This is a genomic window from Arthrobacter sp. PvP023 (assembly GCF_017832975.1).
GTDB lineage: Bacteria > Actinomycetota > Actinomycetes > Actinomycetales > Micrococcaceae > Arthrobacter.
The window spans coordinates 768,614-785,519 of sequence record NZ_JAFIBI010000001.1 but is presented as its reverse complement, the minus strand read 5'-3'; the positions used below and the strand labels follow the sequence as shown (position 1 = coordinate 785,519).

The following is a 16,906-nucleotide window of genomic DNA, read 5'->3' as shown; positions in this document are numbered from 1 at the left end:
GAACGGCAGTTGCGGGGCACTCGGCGTCTAAGCCCGCGGCGGCTAAACCTCCAGCACGCTGAATACCCCGCCCTGCGGGTCTCTCAGCGTGGCGATGGTTCCTGCCTCGTCGATGTCGTCCGGCTCAACGAGGACCACGCCGCCTGCTGCCACCGCAGCTGCCACCGCTTCCGCGACATCTGAAACGCCGAAGTACACCTGCCAGCCGGGCTCGAGCGTATCCTGGGCATCGCCGGGAACCCTGGCGATGCCGGCCACCTCCGCGCCGTGCACCATCAGCGTGGTGTACGTCCCGCCGTCGTCCTGCGGATATTCCGTGACCTCGTGCCCGAACAGCTGCTGGAAGAACGCGACAGCTGCCTGCGGTTCGGGAGTCAGCAGTTCAGCCCAGGCCAGCGCCCCGGCCTGGTTGTACCGGGCGGTGCCGGTATGCGTTCCCGGCTGCCACACCCCGGTGGTGCCGCCCCCGGGCGGCGCAACGAACACCATCACACCGGTGTCCCCCACGTCCTCGGGACCGAACTCCAGTATTCCGCCCGCGTGCGGGGTTTCCTCGGCTATGGCGCCGGCGTCACCCGCGGCAAAGTAGATGTTCCACTGCGCGGCCGTCCCGGATGCCTCCTGGAGGGGATTCTGCGGCGCAATGACGGTGATGAGGTCACCGTCCAGGTAAGCCTTCGAATAGCTTCGCCCGTCCGGTGTGGGCAGGTCCTCATAGCGCCATCCGAACACGCTTGCGTAGAAGGACTTGGCGGCCTCCACATCCTTGGCCTGCAGGTCCGTCCAGCAAATCTCGCCCGCGTCGTACGTGCTGCGCTCGGTCATAAAATTGTTTCCCTTCGACCCCAACAGTGTAGGCGTACAGCAGAAAGGCCCGTCAGAGCACACCGGAAACCGGCGCGCCCTGACGGGCCTGATATCTGGGGTCAGCACCCGGGGGTGCTGGGAAAGAAGAGCCGAAGCATCGTACGGATCACTGTGGTGAATGAACGACGGCGGCACGCCGCTGAGTGCCTTACGGCAGGTTCAGCGGGCGACAACTAACCGATTCGACGGGTGTCAACCTCGTCGTCGTCTTCTTCCAAATCATCCGCGTACTTATCCACATAGGCCGAATAATCCGGCTCTACCGGCTCACTCGAGAAACGGCTCGGTGCACGACCCTCGGAGCTCTTGAGCTCGCGCTGAAGAGCAGTGTAGTCGGTGTTCGGGGAATAGTACTTAATATCCCGAGCCTGCTTGGTAGCTTTTGCCTTTTGACGGCCGCGCCCCATGGCGTGACCCCCTTTTGTACTCGGACCGGAGGTGGTCACCATTGGCGTTAGTGAGGCCCCGGAATGTTTGGTCAATTTGTCGTACACCTAGATTACATGCTTTCAGCGGTAACTGCTCCCCGGAACGGGCCCCCGGCGGACAGCAGCCACGTTTACGCAGGTCCGGGCCTTCTGCGGCCCTCGGTTTTTCTTCGGTAGAGTCGTTTGAGCGACTCCCCGCCGGCGGCCGCAGCCACGGCCCAAGGCGGGGAAAAAGACGCCGGGAAGGGTGAATCTTCACGTGAATGACGAGAACGCAACGGACACCAGCGACGGGAACCACAAGACATCCCCGGGCACCGGAACGCTGCCCGTGGTGCCGCCTCCGCCTGCCAGGCCGCCGACCAGCAGCAACACCAGGAGAACCGCAGAGCAGGCCTCCGAGCAAAAACAGACCTTGTTCAAGGCCGGCTTCGTGGTGGCCGGACTTGTGCTGCTGGGCCTCTTCATCTGGTGGCTGGCCACCCTGATCGCCAACGCAAACGAGCAGGCCGCCGGCCAGGACCCGGCCCCGGCCGCCCAGGAAACGTCCCAGTCTGCGCCGGCAACCCGGAGCCAGCTTCCCCAGGACGGCGTGAGCGCCCTGGACTACCAACTGGGCGACTGCTTCGAGAACTTCGATCCCGAAGCCACGGGATCCCGGGTGGTGGCCTGCACCACGGGCCACTCGGCCCAACTGGTCGCCCTGTACCGGTACCCGGAATCGGACTCCTATCCGGGCATCGCCGCGCTGCGGCAAAAGGGCCGCGAGATCTGCCAGGACGCCGGCCTCACCGACGCCGTGGCAAACTACGTCCTCATGCAGCGCAACGCCTACCCGAGCGACACCAGCTGGGAGAAGGGCGACCGGCGGGTGGATTGCTACGTCACGGCGGACAAGGGCAACATCATCATGGAATCCCTGCTCCCCTAGGACCGCCCGGACCGCCTCCACCCGCCCTAGCGCTGCTAGCCCTTCCGCCGCACTGACAGCCCGCTGCCGGCGAGGGCACCGCCGTCGGGCGCTTCCTGTCCGCCCAGGCTGGCAATGGTGAGTTCGTCGACGTCGGCCGCGGTGTCCACCAGCACAGTGTCGCCGTCGGCGATTTCCCCGGCGAGGATGGCCTTGGCCAGCCGGTCGCCGATCTCGCGCTGCACCAGCCGGCGCAGCGGCCGGGCGCCGTAGGCAGGATCGAAGCCCGTCATGGCCAGCCAGGCGCGGGCGCCGTCGGTGACTTCCAGGTCCAGGCGGCGCTCGCGCAGCCTTCCGCCGAGTTCAGCCACCTGGAGTTCCACGATCCGGGCCAGCTCTTCGACGTCCAGGGCGTCGAACAGCACCACTTCGTCCAGCCGGTTCAGGAATTCCGGCTTGAAGGACGCATTCACGGTGGCCATCACGGCGCTGCGCTTTGCGTTGGCATCCAGTGTCTGGTCCACCAGGAACTGGCTGCCAAGGTTCGAGGTCAGCACCAGGATCACGTTGCGGAAATCCACGGTGCGGCCCTGGCCGTCGGTGAGGCGGCCGTCGTCGAGCACCTGCAGCAGGATGTCGAACACCTCGGGATGGGCCTTCTCCACTTCGTCCAGCAGCACCACGGAATACGGACGACGGCGGACGGCTTCAGTCAGCTGGCCGCCTTCCTCGTAGCCCACGTAGCCCGGAGGGGCACCGACAAGCCGCGCGACGGAGTGCTTCTCGCCGTACTCGGACATGTCGATCCGCACCATGGCGCGCTCGTCGTCGAACAGGAACTCCGCCAGGGCCTTGGCGAGTTCGGTCTTGCCCACGCCGGTGGGTCCCAGGAACAGGAACGAGCCCGTGGGCCGGTTGGGATCGCTGATGCCCGCGCGGGCGCGCCGGACGGCGTCCGACACTGCAGTGACGGCCTTCTTCTGGCCGATCAGACGTTTGCCGAGCTCTTCCTCCATGTGCAGCAGCTTCTGGCTCTCGCCCTGCAGCATGCGGCCGGCCGGAATGCCGGTCCATGCCGAAATCACCTCGGCGATGTCACCGGCCGTGACCTCGTCCGCCACCATGAGTTCCTGCTTGGCTCCCCCGCCGGCAACCCGGGCGGCTTCCGCCTCGGCGGCAGCGGACAGCTCGCGTTCCAGTGCGGGAAGTTCGCCGTACAGGATACGGGAGGCGGCAGCGAGGTCGCCTTCGCGCTGGTACTTCTCAGCGGCCGAGCGCAGCTCGTCGATCCGGGCTTTCAGGTCACCGACATGGTTCAGGCCGGCCTTCTCGGCTTCCCAGCGGGCATTCAGTGCGGACAGCGCTTCCTTTTTGTCCGCCATGTCCGCCCGCAGCGCGGCCAGGCGTTCCACGGAGGCGGCGTCCTTCTCGTTGGCAAGGGCAAGCTCTTCCATGGTCAGGCGGTCCACCTGGCGGCGCAGCTGGTCGATCTCCTCCGGTGCGGAGTCAATCTCCATGCGCAGCCGTGACGCCGCCTCATCCACGAGGTCGATCGCCTTGTCCGGGAGCTGCCGGCCGGAGATGTAGCGGTTGGACAGCGTCGCTGCGGCGACCAGTGCGGAGTCCGCGATGGACACCTTGTGATGGGCCTCGTAGCGTTCCTTCAGGCCGCGGAGGATGCCGATGGTGTCGTCCACGCTCGGCTCACCCACGAACACCTGCTGGAAGCGCCGCTCCAGGGCGGGGTCCTTCTCGATGTTCTCGCGGTATTCGTCCAGCGTGGTGGCGCCGATCAAGCGCAGCTCGCCGCGGGCCAGCATGGGCTTGAGCATGTTGCCGGCGTCCATGGAGGAATCTCCGGAGGCGCCTGCTCCCACCACGGTGTGGAGCTCGTCGATGAAGGTCACGATCTGGCCCTCGGAGCTCTTGATCTCCTCCAGGACGGCCTTCAGCCGTTCCTCGAACTCGCCGCGGTACTTGGCCCCGGCCACCATCGAGGCGAGGTCCAGGGCGATGAGGGTCTTGCCGCGCAGGCTCTCCGGGACGTCATTGGCGACGATCCGCTGGGCCAGGCCTTCGACGACGGCGGTCTTGCCGACGCCCGGTTCGCCGATGATGACCGGGTTGTTCTTGGTGCGGCGGCTCAGCACCTGGATGATGCGGCGGATCTCGGCGTCGCGGCCGATCACCGGGTCCAGCTTGCCGGAGCGGGCGATCGCGGTGAGGTCCGTGCCGAACTTCTCCAGGGCCTGGAAGGTGTTCTCTGGATCGGCGTTGGTGACCTTGCGGTCCCCGCGGACACCCGGCAGGGCGGCGAGCAGGGCCTCATGGGAGGCGCCGGCGTCGCGCATCAGCTTGCCGACGGCGTCACTGCCAGCGGAGAGCCCGAGCAGCAGGTGCTCGGTGGAGACAAAGGTATCCCCCAGCTTGTCCGCCTCGTTCTGGGCGTTCTTGATGGCCTGCAGGGCGGCGCGGGACAGCTGGGCCTGCTGCACCGAGGTGCCGGACGACGCCGGCAATGCTTTGATGGCGGTGCTTGCCTGGACGCTGACGGCATCCGGATCGGCGCCGGTGGCGCGGAGGAGCGCGACGGCGACGCCCTCGCGCTGGTCCATCAGCGCCTTGAGTAGATGGGCAGGTTCAACCTGGGGATTTCCTGCCGTGGAGGCGTTCATGGCTGCTGCCGAAAGAGCCTCCTGGCTCTTGGTGGTGAACTTGGCGTCCAAAGAGAGCTCCTTTCGGGATAGATCAACTCTTAAAGTTGAGTGTACATGACTCAACTTTGCAGAGGGGCCCTACGCTCCATGTTTGCCGACGGCGAAATGGCTGTCTAGGGGCGATCGGCCCCCACTGGCGGGCACCAGCAGGACCGGCAGCCAAGGCGTCCGGCTGTCAGGACGGGGTGACGCCGGTGATGACCGCGATCCAGCCCAGGTGGCGCGAGACGGCGGCATGGTCGTTGTAGAGGCCGGCGAACCCGGACGGGTTGCCGCCCGGCAGGACGCTCGACGTCGACAGCACGCCAACCAGCTTTCCGCCGACAATGAGGGGCCCCCCGGAGTCACCGGACAGCGGGTGCCCCGTCCGGGACCGCGTCCGCACCGACAGGCCGCCAAAAGCGTCCGAGCCCTGCCCCGCCACGGTGGCACCGGCAGCCTTGAGCTGGAACGACATGGCCCCCGACCCCTCAGCCTGGTCACCCCAGCCGAATGCCCGCGCGTCCGAGCCGGGCGCCGGGGTGGTTCGGGACAGGCTGGCATATTGTCCGGGGTACGGGGTGGAGAGTTTGAGCAGGAGCACGTCGCCCGCCGTCGAAGGGTACCGGGCAGCGACCGTCCGCACCGAACCGCCGGCTCCCAGGTACGGGGTGCCGAGGCGGACCGACTGAAGTCGCGCAGAGTCGCAGTGCCTGGCAGTAATCACCCACTCCGCTGAAATCTGGCTGCCCGTGCAGCCCACCCTGGTGCCGGCGGTGTCGTAGGCGATCTGGGCGGCGAAGGGGGCGTCGGACATGGCAACGGCCTCGCCGCCGGCAATGTTCGTGCCGCCCGGGCCCGGCTCCGGCGGATCCGAGACAGGGGAAGCGGGGGCTGGCGAAGCGGGGGCCCGCGACCCGAACGCCGGCGCCAACGGCAGGGCAATGAGAAGCGCGACGGCGAACATCACCCGTAGGGTGCGGCGACCCTGGAAACTCAGGCGACAACGCATTTTCACATGGTAGGACTGCGGCCGGAGAAACGTTAGCCCCGCAGGCGGACATGCAGGAGGGCGGCTCCCCCAAGGAACCGCCCTCCGGCTGGCATGGGAGCCGGCGCACGGCATGCGCACGGCCCGACATACAGGAACTTCTCTGGTGGACCGCCGCCCGCCGCGGGGCGGGCAAGCGGTCCGGTGAAAACACTACAACGCTATCGAGGTTGTGTCACGACTATGACAAAATCCGTCAAGCCGTGATGGGTATTCTGGGAGCCATGGACCAGACTCATGATGCCGGCAACCCCACCACCCAGCACATCTTCATTGACAAGGAAAGCCCGGCCGTCTGGCGTGCGCTGAACGGACTCGGCCTGAAGGCCCGGGAGGCCGCCGACGAAGCCGGCATCAGCAGGGAGCTGACGGAGCTGCTCAACGTCCGCATCTCGCAGATCAACGGCTGCGCCTACTGCCTGAACATGCATGTTGCCGATGCTCTGAAGAAGGGCGAAACCACGCAGCGCCTCGCCGTGCTGTCCGCCTGGCGGGACACCGCGTTGTTCACGGAAAAGGAGCGCGCGGCCCTGGCATTGGCCGAGTCCATCACCACCCTGCCGGACGCCCACACCCGTGAACGGGAGGACGCCTACGCGCGGCAGCACCTGAACACGGCCGAATATTCGGCGGTGAGCTGGCTGGTGATCACCATGAACGCGTTCAACCGCGTGTCCATCACCAGCCAGCACCCTGTGCGGCGCGACGTAAAGAATGAATCCGAAACGCCTTAGGAGGCCTGTGCCCGCGCGGCCTTCACCAGCTCCGCGCAGCGCTCCCCGATCATCATGGTGGTGATGTTCGGGTTCACCGTGGTCAGCTCCGGCATCACCGAGGCATCCGCAACACGCAGTCCGGTCACGCCCTTGACCCGCAGCTCAGGGTCCAGCGGGGACATCACGTCGTCCGACGCACCCATCCTCACGGTTCCCGCCGGGTGGTAGACCGTGTTGTGGGTTTTGCGGATGTAGTCAGTGATTTCCGCATCGCTCTGAATGGCCTCGCCGGGATAGAGCTCCTTGCCCGCCCATTCGGCCATGGCCGGCTGCGCCACGATTTCGCGGGCCTTGCGGATGCCGGCAACCATCACGCGCATGTCGTGCGGATCGGTGAAGTACCGCGGATCCACCTTGGGCTTGTCCCGGTAGTCGCGGCTGCGGAGCCGGACCGTCCCGCGTGACCTGGCGTGCGTGACGTTGGGCGTCAAGCAGAAGCCGTTGTCCGTCGTCGGGAAGCCCTGCCGCAGCGTGTGCATATCGAAGGGCACCGAGCCGTAGTGGAACATCAGGTCCGGCCGGTCCAGGCCTTCTTCAGTGGTGGTGAAGATCCCGATCTCCCACCACTGTGTGGACGTCTCCGGCATGGGCTTCCTGGCTTCCCACTGGATGACGCCTTCCGGGTGGTCCTGAAGGTGTTCGCCGACCCCGGGGGAATCGGAGCGGACCGGGATGCCGAACTCTTCCAGCTGGGCGGCCGGGCCGATCCCGGACAGCATGAGCAGCTTGGGCGAATCGATGGCCCCGGCGGACAGGATCACCTCGGCCCGGGCAGTCAGGGTGTGCGTTTTACCGAAGGAGTTGTCCACGACATCGACGCCGGTGCAGCGGTTGTCCGCTGTGAACTTCAGCTCGCGGGCCCGCAGCCCGGTCAGCAGGGTGAAGTTGGGACGGTCCACCACGGGGTGGATGTAGGACACGGACGACGACGAGCGGGTGCCGTCGGCGCGGCGGTTGATCTGGAAGAAGTTGGCGCCGTTGATCACCGTTTCGCCGGAGTTGAAGCGGACCCGGGGAATCCCGGTTTCCTCGCAGGCGTCCAGCAAGGCGCGGCCGCAGGGGTCCTCCGCCGGTACGTTCATCAGGTGGACCGGGCCGCTGTCGCCGTGGTGCGGCGCGTCCGGTCCGGCGTCCTCGTTGGTCTCCAGGTGCTTGTACAGGCGGTAGGCCGTCTCGGCGTTCCAGCCGGTGGCGCCGAACTTCTGCTCCCACTCGTCGATGTCCTCGCGGGGCGCCCAGAAAGCGATGCAGGAGTTGTGGCTGGAGCAGCCGCCCATCACCTTGGCGCGGGCGTGGCGCATGAAGGAGTTGCCGTTTTCCTGCTCCTCCACGGGGTAGTCCCAGTCGTAGCCGGATTCCAGCAGTTCCATCCAACGGTCCAGCTGGAGGATGGCGTCCACGCCGCGGTCGTCCGGGCCGGCTTCCACGAGTGCCACTTCCACCGAGGGGTCCTCGCTCAGCCGGGAGGCCGCCGCCGCGCCGGCGGACCCGCCGCCGATCACGATGTAGTCGAAGTCAGTCTTGTCCAGTGCTGTCATGCGCTTAGTTCCCCTCTGCAGTGACTGTGTTCTCGCCTGTGTTTCCGGCTGCGCCGTGGTCCGCGAACCAGCCCGTCACCTGCGGATCGATGTTGTGATAGACGTGCTTGGCTTCCTGGTATTCGGCCAGGCCCGTGGGTCCGAGTTCGCGTCCGACGCCGGACTGGCCGAAGCCGCCCCACTCCGCCTGCGGCAGGTAGGGGTGGAAATCGTTGATCCAGATGGTGCCGTGGCGCAGCTTGCGGGCCACGCGCTGGCTCTTGCCGGCATCCTGGGTCCAGACGGCGCCGGCCAGGCCGTAGTGGGTGTCATTGCCCAGCCGGACGGCTTCTTCTTCGGTGCTGAAGGTTTCCACCGTGACCACCGGGCCGAAGGCTTCGTCCTTGAGCACGGACATGCCGCTGGTGACCTGGTCCAGGACGGTGGGCAGGTAGTAGTAGCCCTTCTTGAGCTCGCCATCGCCCCACTTCCCGCCGCAGCGCAGGCGTGCGCCCTCGGCCACGCCCTTGTCCACGTAGGCGGTCACCTTGTCGCGGTGCGCAGCGGAGATCAGCGGCCCCGTCTCGGCGTCGGGATCGAAGGGGCCGCCCAGGCGGATCTGCTCCGCACGGCGGACCAGCTCGTCCACGAACCGTTCGGCGATGGATTCCTCGACAATCAGGCGCGAGCCGGCCGAGCAGACCTGGCCGGAATGCACGAAGGCGGCGTTGAGAGCATTGTCCAGGGCGGCGTCGAAGTCGGCGTCAGCGAAGATGATGTTGGGGTTCTTGCCGCCCAGCTCCAGCGCCACCTTCTTGACCGTGGCGGCGGCCGAAGCCGCGATGGTCTTGCCGGTTTCGAGCCCGCCCGTGAAGGAGACGAGGTCAACATCCGGGTTTCCGGAAAGCACGGAACCCACGGTTTTCCCGTCGCCGAGGACAAGGTTGGCGACGCCGGACGGCAGTCCCAGCTCTTCCAGCACCTCCATCATCAGGATGGCAGTGTGGGGCGTCAGTTCGCTCGGCTTGAGCACGAAGCTGCAGCCTGCCGCGAGCGCCGGGGCGATCTTCCAGGCGGCCTGCAGCAGCGGGTAGTTCCAGGGTGCGATCAGCGCGCAGACGCCCACCGGTTCGTATTCGATCCGGCTGACCACGGTGCTGCTGCCCGCATCGACCAGCCGGCCGGAGTCCTGGCCCGCGATCTTGCCGAAGTACTCGAAGCAGTTGGCGATGTCGTCCATGTCGATTTCGCTCTCCACCAGGCGCTTGCCGGTGTCCAGCGTTTCGGCGCGGGCGAACTCGTCCTTGCGCTCCCGCAGCCTCGCGGCGACGCGCAGCAGGAAGGACCCGCGTTCCAGGGCGGGGACGCCGGCCCATTCGCCGCCGTCGAACGCCGCCCGGGCGGCCGCCACGGCGCGGACAGCGTCGTAGGCGTTGGCCTCGGAGACGATGCCGGCCAGTTCGCCGTCGGCCGGGCAGCGGATTTCCCGGGTGCCGCCGTCGGACGCTGCACTCCAGGTGCCGCCGATGAATAGCGTTGCGGTGGTCATTTCGCTGCCTCCTGCGTTTCGAAGTCTGATTCCCAATTGTCTTTGGCCACCTGGTCTTCGACCAGGACGGTATTGCCCGGCGCTGCACGGTTCAGGTGCAGGAATTCCAGGTGCTGTTCGTAGTGGTCCAGGACATCGGTGATGACCTGTTCCTTCGTGTAGCCCATGAGGTCGTAGCCGTGGCTGCCCTCGAGGGAGAACACTTCCATCCGGTAGTAGTGGTCGTCCGGGTCCGCCCGCCGGGTGGCGTAGGACGGCGTCTCGTACTGCACCGGGTAGATCTGGTACTTGAAGGGCCGCTCGTCGCCCATGGCGAGCTGCAGGTCCGCACTCTCAATCCCGCAGGATTCCACGGTGGACACCGAAAGCGCGGTCTCTGCGCCCTGGGCCTTCAGTTCCTCGCTGACCTCCCGGAGCGCCGGCACGGCCACGGTTTCGACGAACCGCGTGGTCTGCCGGCGGCCGGGATAGCTCATGGCGCGGGTGAGTCGCTGGCGCCAGCTGCGGCCGCCGCGCTGTTCGCCCGCACGGCCGGTGATGATGCCCGGAAGGCTGGCGCGGTAGCTGTCGTTGAGCGAATTCTCCACCCGCAGCGCTTTGTAGAGCCCCAGCATGATGAACACCAGAAGCAGGGACAGCGGCAGGCCCATCACAATCGTGGCGTTCTGCAGGGTGGCCACGCCGCCCACCATCAGCATGGCGAGCGTCAGCAGGCCGGTTGCCACCGCCCAGAACACGCGCATCCATTCGGGACCGTCGGCGTCGGCGTCCTTGAGGTGCGAGGTGAAGTTGGCCATCACCAGGGCTCCGGAGTCCGCGGAGGTCACGTAGAACAGCAGTCCCGTGAAGGTGGCGACGGCGGCCGTCACCGGAACGCCGGGGTACTGGGACAGCAGGCTGTAGAAGCCGCGCTCCGGGTGGCTCATGGCGGCTTCGCCGAAGGCCGCGTTGCCGTTCATGATCAGGTCAATGCTGGAGTTCCCGAACACGGAGATCCACAGCAGGATGAAGAGGAACGGGACCGTCATGGTGCCGAGCACGAACTGGCGGATCGTGCGGCCGCGGGAGATGCGCGCCAGGAACAGGCCGACGAACGGCGCCCAGGCTATCCACCAGGCCCAGAAGAACAGGGTCCAGGCATTCAGCCAGTCGGTGGGCCGGTCGTACGCGAAGGTGTCCAGGGTCATGGCCGGGAAGCGGCTCATGACGTCGCCGACGTTCTGCACGATGCCGTCCAGCAGGAAGCTGGTCTTGCCGGTCACCAGCACGAACAGCATCAGGGCCACGGCCAGGATCACGTTGAGTTCGGACAGCCGCCGGATGCCCTTCTCGACGCCGGACACCACCGAGACGGTGGCCATCACCACGGACAGGGCGATCAGGCCGATCTGCACGGCGAGGTTCTCCGGGATGCCGAACATGAAGTTCAGGCCGTAGTTGAGCTGGACCACGCCGATGCCCAGCGAAGTGGCGATGCCGAAGATGGTGCCGAGCAGGGCGGCGATGTCCACGGCATGCCCCACCGGGCCCTCGATCTTCTTGCCGAAGATCGGGTACAGCGCGGAACGGATGCTCAGCGGAAGATTGTGGCGGTACGCGAAGTAGCCAAGCGCCAGCCCCATCAGCGCGTAGAGCGCCCAGCCGGTGATGCCGTAGTGGAACAGGGTCCAGACCAGGGCCTGCCGGGCGGCTTCAGCGGTACCGCCTTCGCCCTGCGGCGGGGCAAGGTACTGGCTGACCGGTTCGGACACGGAGAAGAACATCAGGTCGATTCCGATGCCGGCGGCGAACAGCATGGCGGCCCAGGTGAACATGCCGAACTGGGGCTTGGAATGGTCCGGTCCGAGCTTGGTCTTGCCCACCCGTGACAGCGCGGCCACGAGGACGAAAACCACCACGGCCGTGACGATAAGGAAGTAGTACCAGCCCATGTTGGTGGACACCCAGCCCACCATGGACCCGATGACCGCCTCGGCGTTGTCCTTGGCGAGCATGGCCCAGAGCGCGATGCCCACCACGCCCGCGGCCGAGCCGAAAAACACGGTCTTGTTGACCCGGGTGGTGCGTTCCGGCGCGGCGTCCTGCGCCGGGGACTGGCTTGGCGGTGAGGGTGCGCCCGCTGCCGGCGCTGCGCCGGGGTGCGCTGAGGAGTTGTGGCTCATTGGTCCCATTTCAGTTTTTGAGGCTGCGGTCCAGACGCCGGGTCTCCCGGCCGCGCTGTGGCGCGCGGAGGCGGGGGCCAGGGGTCGTATTGAGTCTGGCTTGGCTTTCGACGGTATCAACGCGGTGCGGCGGACCCCCAAGTTTTATGAGACTACTCACGCGTTTGGTGCCGTTTGCGGCGGTTTGTGGGAGTTTGCTAGGCCGGGTAGACGGCTACCGCTGCCGCCTTGATGACGAAGTAGACCGTCATTCCCGGCGCCAGCCCCAGGTCCGCGGAGGCGGCCGGAGTGATATCGGCGGACATCCCGCTGGCCCGGACCCGAATCTGGTCTCCATGCTGTTCCAGGTCGGAGACGGTGACGGCGAATGAGTTCCGCGGGCTGCCGTGCGCGTCCGTCAGGAACACGGAAACGGCCGACGGCGGGAAGGCTGCCACGCCGGGCTGACCGGCCAGGGCGGCCGCCCCGGTACCGTCCGGGAGGTATTCCTGGTCCAGGTGCCCGGCCACTTCCCGGCCCTCCGCGGTCCGGATTCCTGTGGCGGTCAGCGTCCCTTGAATGAGGTTGAGCCCGGCCAGTCCGGCGGCGAACCGGCTCCGGGGCCGCTGCAGGACCTGCCGGGTGGGCCCTTCCTCGGCGATCCGGCCCTCCTCGAGGACGATCACCCGGTCGGCCAGCATCAGGGCGTCAAGGACATCGTGGGTGATGATGATGGCGCGGCGCCCGGCCAGGACCTTCTTCAGGAGCCTGCGGAGCAGCGGTGCGGCGTGGATGTCCAGGGCTGCCATGGGCTCGTCCAGCAGCAGTACTTCGGGGTTGGCCGCGAGCGCCCGTGCGACAGCCACGCGCTGGGCCTGGCCGCCGGAGAGTTCCGCGGGGCGCCGGGCTTCGAGCTCCGCCGCATCCACCGCGGCAAGCCATTTCCGGGCCGACTCGCGGGCCGCTTTCCTTGCCGTCCCGGCACTGCGGGGCCCGAAGGCCACGTTTTCCAGGGCGCTGAGGTGCGGGAACAGCAGCGGTTCCTGCGCGAGCAGGGCCGTGCCGCGGTGGTGCGGCGCAGTCCAGGCGGTGGCGCCGCCGTCGAGGTCGAACAGCACTTTTCCGTCGATTTCGGCGCGGCCGGTATCCGGCCGCAGCAGCCCGGCGATGACGTTGAGGAGGGTCGATTTCCCGGCCCCGTTGGGGCCGAGCACCGCAACGGTTTCGCCCGGCGCGAGGCTCAGCCCGACGTCGAACCCGCGGGCACGCACGGTTGCCTGCATGTGGAAGCTCACCGGGCACCGTCCAGTTTTCCATCGGCCGGTCGCCCGTCTCCCAGCCGGCTGGCGGTGCTGTCCGCCGGCGAACTGCGTTGGCTCTGCTGCCCCGGGCGCCGGTAAGTCAGTCCCACCACTGTCACGGCGACAGCCACCAGGACGAGGGAAAGCGCGACGGCGGCATCGGCATCCGTTTCCCGCTGCAGGTAGATTTCCAGCGGCAGCGTCCGGGTCACCCCCTGCAGGCTCCCGGCGAAGGTGAGCGTCGCACCGAATTCGCCCAGGCTCCGGGCAAAGGACAACACGGCGCCGGAGGCCAGGCCTGGCAGCACCAGCGGCACGGTGACGCGGCGCAGCACAGTGGTGGGGCGGGCGCCGAGCGTGGCCGCCACTGCCTCGTACCGTCCGCCGGCCGTGCGCAGTGCGCCTTCCAAACTCACCACCAGGAACGGCAGTGCCACGAAGGTCTGCGCGAGCACCACCGCCGTCGTCGAAAACGCAATCTGGATCCCGGCAGCCTCAAGGCTGCGGCCCAGCAGGCCCTGGCGGCCGAAGGTGTACAGGAGCGCGATGCCGCCCACCACCGGCGGCAGCACCAGTGGCAGCAGCACGAAGGCGCGCAGCAGCCGCTGGCCCCGGAAGCTCGAGCGGGCCAGCACCAGGGCAAGCGGCACTCCGAAGACGATGCACAAGACGGTGCTCGCGGCCGAGGTCCGCAGGCTGAGCGCCAGGGCCGTCAGGGAGGATTCGGACGTGACCAGCGGGATGAACTGGGGCCAGTTGACCCTGGCAGCCATCGCGGCCAGCGGCAGGAGCACGAACAGTCCGCCCGCCGCTGCGATGGCATAGATCCAGCGCGGGATGCCGTGGTAACCGCTCACGTTGGCTTGGACCATCCTTAGGGAGCCCCGAAGCCCGCGTCGGCGAGGGTCTTCCTGCCGTCGGCGCCGGCCACCATGGCGACGAACGCTGCGGCCAGTTGCTTGTTCCTGCTGGCGCCTACGGTGGCGATGGGATAAGTGTTGACGGCCTTGCCGGCTTCCGCGAACGGGATTCCCTTCGCCTTGGCGCCGGCGGCCTTGACGTCGGTGACGTACACCAGGCCGGCATCGGCCTCACCCGACGTCACTTTGCCCAGGACGTCGGTGACGGATGATTCCTCACTGACCGGGGCAAGCGTGACGCCGGCAGCCTTTTCAACGGCGTCCGCCGCGGCACCGCACGGGACCTGGCCCGCGCAGACCACCACTTTGACGCCGGGCCTGGCCAGGTCCGCGAAGGAAGCGATCGACGCCGGGTTGGACGGCGGGACCGCGATCTGCAGGACATTAGTGGCGAAGTTCGTCGCTGCGCCGTCAAGGAGTCCCGCGTCGGCGAGCTTGGCCATGTTCGTGGTGTCTGCGGAGGCAAACACGTCAGCGGGCGCACCCTGGCTGATCTGCGTGGCCAGGTCCGAGGAACCGGCGAAGCTGAGTGTCACCGTGGTGCCGGGGTTCTTCTTCTCAAACTCGTCCGCGAGCGTTGTGAAGGTGGCTTTGAGCGAAGCCGCCGCAAAAACGGTGATGGTCCCGGAAAGCTGCCCGGCCGTATCCGAGGATGCGCCGGCCGCAGGGCCGGCCGACGTCGACGCTGCCGGAGCGCAAGCGGCAAGGCCTGCGGTGAGCGCCGCCGCTGCCAGCAGTGCTGCAGCGCGCGGTTTCCTGGTGTTCACACGATGCTCTTTCCCTGCGGCGTTTCAATGATCACGGTGGTGGCCTTGACCACGGCCGTGGCCACGGAACCGAGCTCCAGGCCGAGCTCGCGGACAGCTTCGCTGCTCATCAGGGACACGACGCGGAATGGCCCGCACTGCAGTTCCACCTGAGCCATGACCTTGTCCGCGGTGATTCCCGTGACCAGGCCGACGAACCGGTTGCGCGCCGAACTGCCCACCCGGGCGGGGTCATCCGGCAGCTGTGCCTGTTCGCGGGCCAGGGTTGCCAGCTCGAAACCGTCCACGGCCAGGCGGCCGGATTCGTCCTTCACCGGAGTGAGGCTTCCGTTCTCGGTCCAGCGGCGGACGGTATCGTCGCTGACACCGAGGAACCGGGCTGCTTCCGCAATGCGTATGGTGGGCATTTGTCCAGCCTATTACCTCATATGCGGTTTTGAAAGCATGATTTATCCGCATATCCGGTTCGGTAATGGTTTGTGCGCTCTTCTGTAAGCCTCAGCCGTAGCCCGCCAATCCCGGCCGCAGTACGATTTTTCCTGGGGGCGAAGCCGCCAGCGCCGAGGAGCGTTGCCATGAAATGGATCAAGCCTGACAGTCCGGACTATGACGAATCCCGGAAGCTTTTCAACGCAATGATCGACCGGCGCCCGGCCGTCATTGCCCAATGCGGCACCCCCGCCGACGTTGCCCGGGCCCTCCAGCACGCGCGCGACAACGAACTGCCCGTGGCCGTCCGCGCGGGCGGCCACTCGGTGGCCGGGATGTCCATGAACGACGGCGGCCTGGTGGTGGACGTCCGCCCCATGAAGTCGGTCAGGGTGGATCCGGAAAGTCGCACGGTCACCGCCGGAGCGGGCCTCACCTGCGGTGAGTTCGACCGCGCAACACAGGAGCACGGCCTGGCCCTGACGGGCGGCCGCGTCTCCACCACCGGGCTGGCCGGCTTCACGCTGGGCGGCGGCTCCGGCTGGCTGGAGCGGGCCTTCGGCTTTGCCTGCGACGACCTCATTTCGGTGGACCTGGTCACTGCCGGCGGCGACCAGGTGACCGCCAGCGCACGGGAGAACCCCGAACTGTTCTGGGCTTTGCACGGCGGAGGCGGCAACTTCGGCGTGGCCACCTCCTTCACGTTCGGACTCCACGAACTGGGCCCGAAGGTCCATGCCGGGCTCATGCTCTGGCCGGGGGACGCAGCCACCGACGTCAGCCGCGGCTTCCGGGAACTTGCCCTGGCGGCACCCAACGAGGAATGCGCAACCCTCATCTACCTGACAGCCCCGCCTGAGCCGTTTGTTCCCGCGGAGATGGTGGGGAAGATGGCTGTTGCCGTGGTGTACATCTACGCCGGGGACGCCGGCGAAGGCGCGGAACGGGCCAGGCCGTACCGTGCGCTCGACCCCGCAGTGGATCTGCTGGGAGACACGAATTACGCCGACTTCCAGTGCTCGCTGGACGATCCCCCGGGCATGTACAACTACTGGAGCGCCGACTACCACAATGAACTCTCCGACGACGCCCTGGACGTCATCATCGATTCCGCGCGCAGGCTGCCCGGCCAGCACTCCCAGCAGCTGATTGCGCACTGGGGAGGTGCGGTGGGCGGACCGGCCGCGGCGGCCACTCCGCTGCTGAACCGCAACGCCAGCTGGGTCAGCCACCCGTTCGGGCTGGGTGAAACACCGGAGGAGGGCGAAGAGGCCAAGGCGTGGGTGAAGCATTTCCGTCACGACATCGCGCCCTACGCCACGGGCGGGGTGTGGCTGAACTTCATCGGCGACGAAGGCCAGGCCCGCGTCCGCGCAGCCTTCGGGAACGAGAATTTCGACCGGCTGTCCCGGGTGAAGCGCGACTTCGACCCGGACAACGTGTTCCGCGGCAACCAGAACATTCCGCCTGCAACAGAGTAGGGAGTCTGCCGGCGGCCAGGGCTGAGCTGTCGATGGCGCTCTATTTGAATTGTCCGGGATCCATTTGACGGGC

14 protein-coding genes are annotated in these 16,906 nt (G+C 67.2%); 3 read left to right on the top strand and 11 right to left on the bottom strand.

The features are described 5' to 3' along the window. Positions 1-42: 42 nt before the first annotated feature. Together JOE31_RS03695 and JOE31_RS03690 are read right to left on the bottom strand one after the other, a co-directional pair. Entirely contained in the window at positions 43-825 is a 783-nt protein-coding gene (locus JOE31_RS03695; protein ID WP_209742190.1) for a VOC family protein, read from the bottom strand. A 215-nt stretch (positions 826-1,040) separates the two neighbouring features. After that, complete coding sequence (locus JOE31_RS03690; RefSeq protein WP_209748114.1) at positions 1,041-1,274, bottom strand: DUF3073 domain-containing protein; 234 nt, start codon at positions 1,272-1,274, stop codon at positions 1,041-1,043. A 280-nt stretch (positions 1,275-1,554) separates the two neighbouring features. Between JOE31_RS03690 and JOE31_RS03685 the strand changes: the two genes are divergently transcribed. Then, a complete protein-coding gene (locus JOE31_RS03685; protein ID WP_209742189.1) occupies positions 1,555-2,226 on the top strand; it encodes a septum formation family protein in 672 nt (223 codons plus the stop codon). A gap of 35 nt (positions 2,227-2,261) precedes the next feature. Here the strand turns inward: JOE31_RS03685 and clpB are convergent, their stop codons facing one another. Continuing rightward, complete coding sequence (gene clpB / locus JOE31_RS03680) at positions 2,262-4,931, bottom strand: ATP-dependent chaperone ClpB (protein WP_209742188.1); 2,670 nt, start codon at positions 4,929-4,931, stop codon at positions 2,262-2,264. Between the two features lie 166 nt (positions 4,932-5,097). Further along, positions 5,098-5,913, bottom strand: coding sequence for a trypsin-like serine protease (locus tag JOE31_RS03675; protein WP_245198956.1), 816 nt, complete (start codon positions 5,911-5,913; stop codon positions 5,098-5,100). 263 nt (positions 5,914-6,176) lie between these two features. Between JOE31_RS03675 and JOE31_RS03670 the strand changes: the two genes are divergently transcribed. After that, positions 6,177-6,686 (top strand): carboxymuconolactone decarboxylase family protein, encoded by a 510-nt coding sequence (locus tag JOE31_RS03670; protein ID WP_209742187.1) that lies wholly within the window; start codon positions 6,177-6,179, stop codon positions 6,684-6,686. On the opposite strand, the gene JOE31_RS03665 is transcribed toward JOE31_RS03670, so the two are convergent. The 7 genes from JOE31_RS03665 to JOE31_RS03635 form a co-directional block, all read right to left on the bottom strand. Further along, positions 6,683-8,266 (bottom strand): GMC family oxidoreductase, encoded by a 1,584-nt coding sequence (locus JOE31_RS03665; RefSeq protein ID WP_209742186.1) that lies wholly within the window; start codon positions 8,264-8,266, stop codon positions 6,683-6,685. The genes JOE31_RS03670 and JOE31_RS03665 overlap by 4 nt on opposite strands. A gap of 4 nt (positions 8,267-8,270) precedes the next feature. After that, on the bottom strand, positions 8,271-9,794 hold the full coding sequence (locus JOE31_RS03660; protein WP_209742185.1) for an aldehyde dehydrogenase family protein: 1,524 nt from the start codon (positions 9,792-9,794) through the stop codon (positions 8,271-8,273). After that, complete coding sequence (gene betT / locus JOE31_RS03655) at positions 9,791-11,965, bottom strand: choline BCCT transporter BetT (RefSeq protein WP_209742184.1); 2,175 nt, start codon at positions 11,963-11,965, stop codon at positions 9,791-9,793. The genes JOE31_RS03660 and betT overlap by 4 nt, the downstream gene beginning before the upstream one ends. 188 nt (positions 11,966-12,153) lie before the next feature. Then, complete coding sequence (locus JOE31_RS03650) at positions 12,154-13,230, bottom strand: sulfate/molybdate ABC transporter ATP-binding protein (protein ID WP_209742183.1); 1,077 nt, start codon at positions 13,228-13,230, stop codon at positions 12,154-12,156. Beyond that, positions 13,227-14,108 carry an ABC transporter permease gene (locus JOE31_RS03645; protein WP_209742182.1) on the bottom strand — a complete coding sequence of 294 codons (882 nt, stop codon included), beginning with the start codon at positions 14,106-14,108 and terminating at the stop codon, positions 13,227-13,229. The genes JOE31_RS03650 and JOE31_RS03645 overlap by 4 nt, the downstream gene beginning before the upstream one ends. 2 nt (positions 14,109-14,110) lie before the next feature. Continuing rightward, positions 14,111-14,923 carry a molybdate ABC transporter substrate-binding protein gene (modA, locus tag JOE31_RS03640; RefSeq protein WP_209742181.1) on the bottom strand — a complete coding sequence of 271 codons (813 nt, stop codon included), beginning with the start codon at positions 14,921-14,923 and terminating at the stop codon, positions 14,111-14,113. Next, a complete protein-coding gene (locus tag JOE31_RS03635; RefSeq protein WP_209742180.1) occupies positions 14,920-15,330 on the bottom strand; it encodes a molybdopterin-binding protein in 411 nt (136 codons plus the stop codon). Before JOE31_RS03635 ends, modA begins: the two co-directional genes overlap by 4 nt. Positions 15,331-15,498: 168 nt before the next feature. On the opposite strand from JOE31_RS03635, the gene JOE31_RS03630 reads away from it, so the two are divergent. Continuing rightward, positions 15,499-16,833, top strand: coding sequence for an FAD-binding oxidoreductase (locus JOE31_RS03630; RefSeq protein ID WP_209742179.1), 1,335 nt, complete (start codon positions 15,499-15,501; stop codon positions 16,831-16,833). Positions 16,834-16,906: the final 73 nt, after the last annotated feature.

What these genes read in the sequence shown, in the direction of transcription:
- JOE31_RS03695 (WP_209742190.1), bottom strand. Translation starts at nt 825, where the DNA reads ATGACCGAGCGCAGCACGTACGACGCGGGCGAGATTTGCTGGACGGAC.
- JOE31_RS03690 (WP_209748114.1), bottom strand. Translation starts at nt 1,274, where the DNA reads ATGGGGCGCGGCCGTCAAAAGGCAAAAGCTACCAAGCAGGCTCGGGAT.
- JOE31_RS03675 (WP_245198956.1), bottom strand. Translation starts at nt 5,913, where the DNA reads ATGCGTTGTCGCCTGAGTTTCCAGGGTCGCCGCACCCTACGGGTGATG.
- JOE31_RS03670 (WP_209742187.1), top strand. Translation starts at nt 6,177, where the DNA reads ATGGACCAGACTCATGATGCCGGCAACCCCACCACCCAGCACATCTTC.
- JOE31_RS03665 (WP_209742186.1), bottom strand. Translation starts at nt 8,266, where the DNA reads ATGACAGCACTGGACAAGACTGACTTCGACTACATCGTGATCGGCGGC.
- JOE31_RS03660 (WP_209742185.1), bottom strand. Translation starts at nt 9,794, where the DNA reads ATGACCACCGCAACGCTATTCATCGGCGGCACCTGGAGTGCAGCGTCC.
- betT (WP_209742184.1), bottom strand. Translation starts at nt 11,965, where the DNA reads ATGGGACCAATGAGCCACAACTCCTCAGCGCACCCCGGCGCAGCGCCG.
- JOE31_RS03645 (WP_209742182.1), bottom strand. Translation starts at nt 14,108, where the DNA reads ATGGTCCAAGCCAACGTGAGCGGTTACCACGGCATCCCGCGCTGGATC.
- JOE31_RS03635 (WP_209742180.1), bottom strand. Translation starts at nt 15,330, where the DNA reads ATGCCCACCATACGCATTGCGGAAGCAGCCCGGTTCCTCGGTGTCAGC.
- JOE31_RS03630 (WP_209742179.1), top strand. Translation starts at nt 15,499, where the DNA reads ATGAAATGGATCAAGCCTGACAGTCCGGACTATGACGAATCCCGGAAG.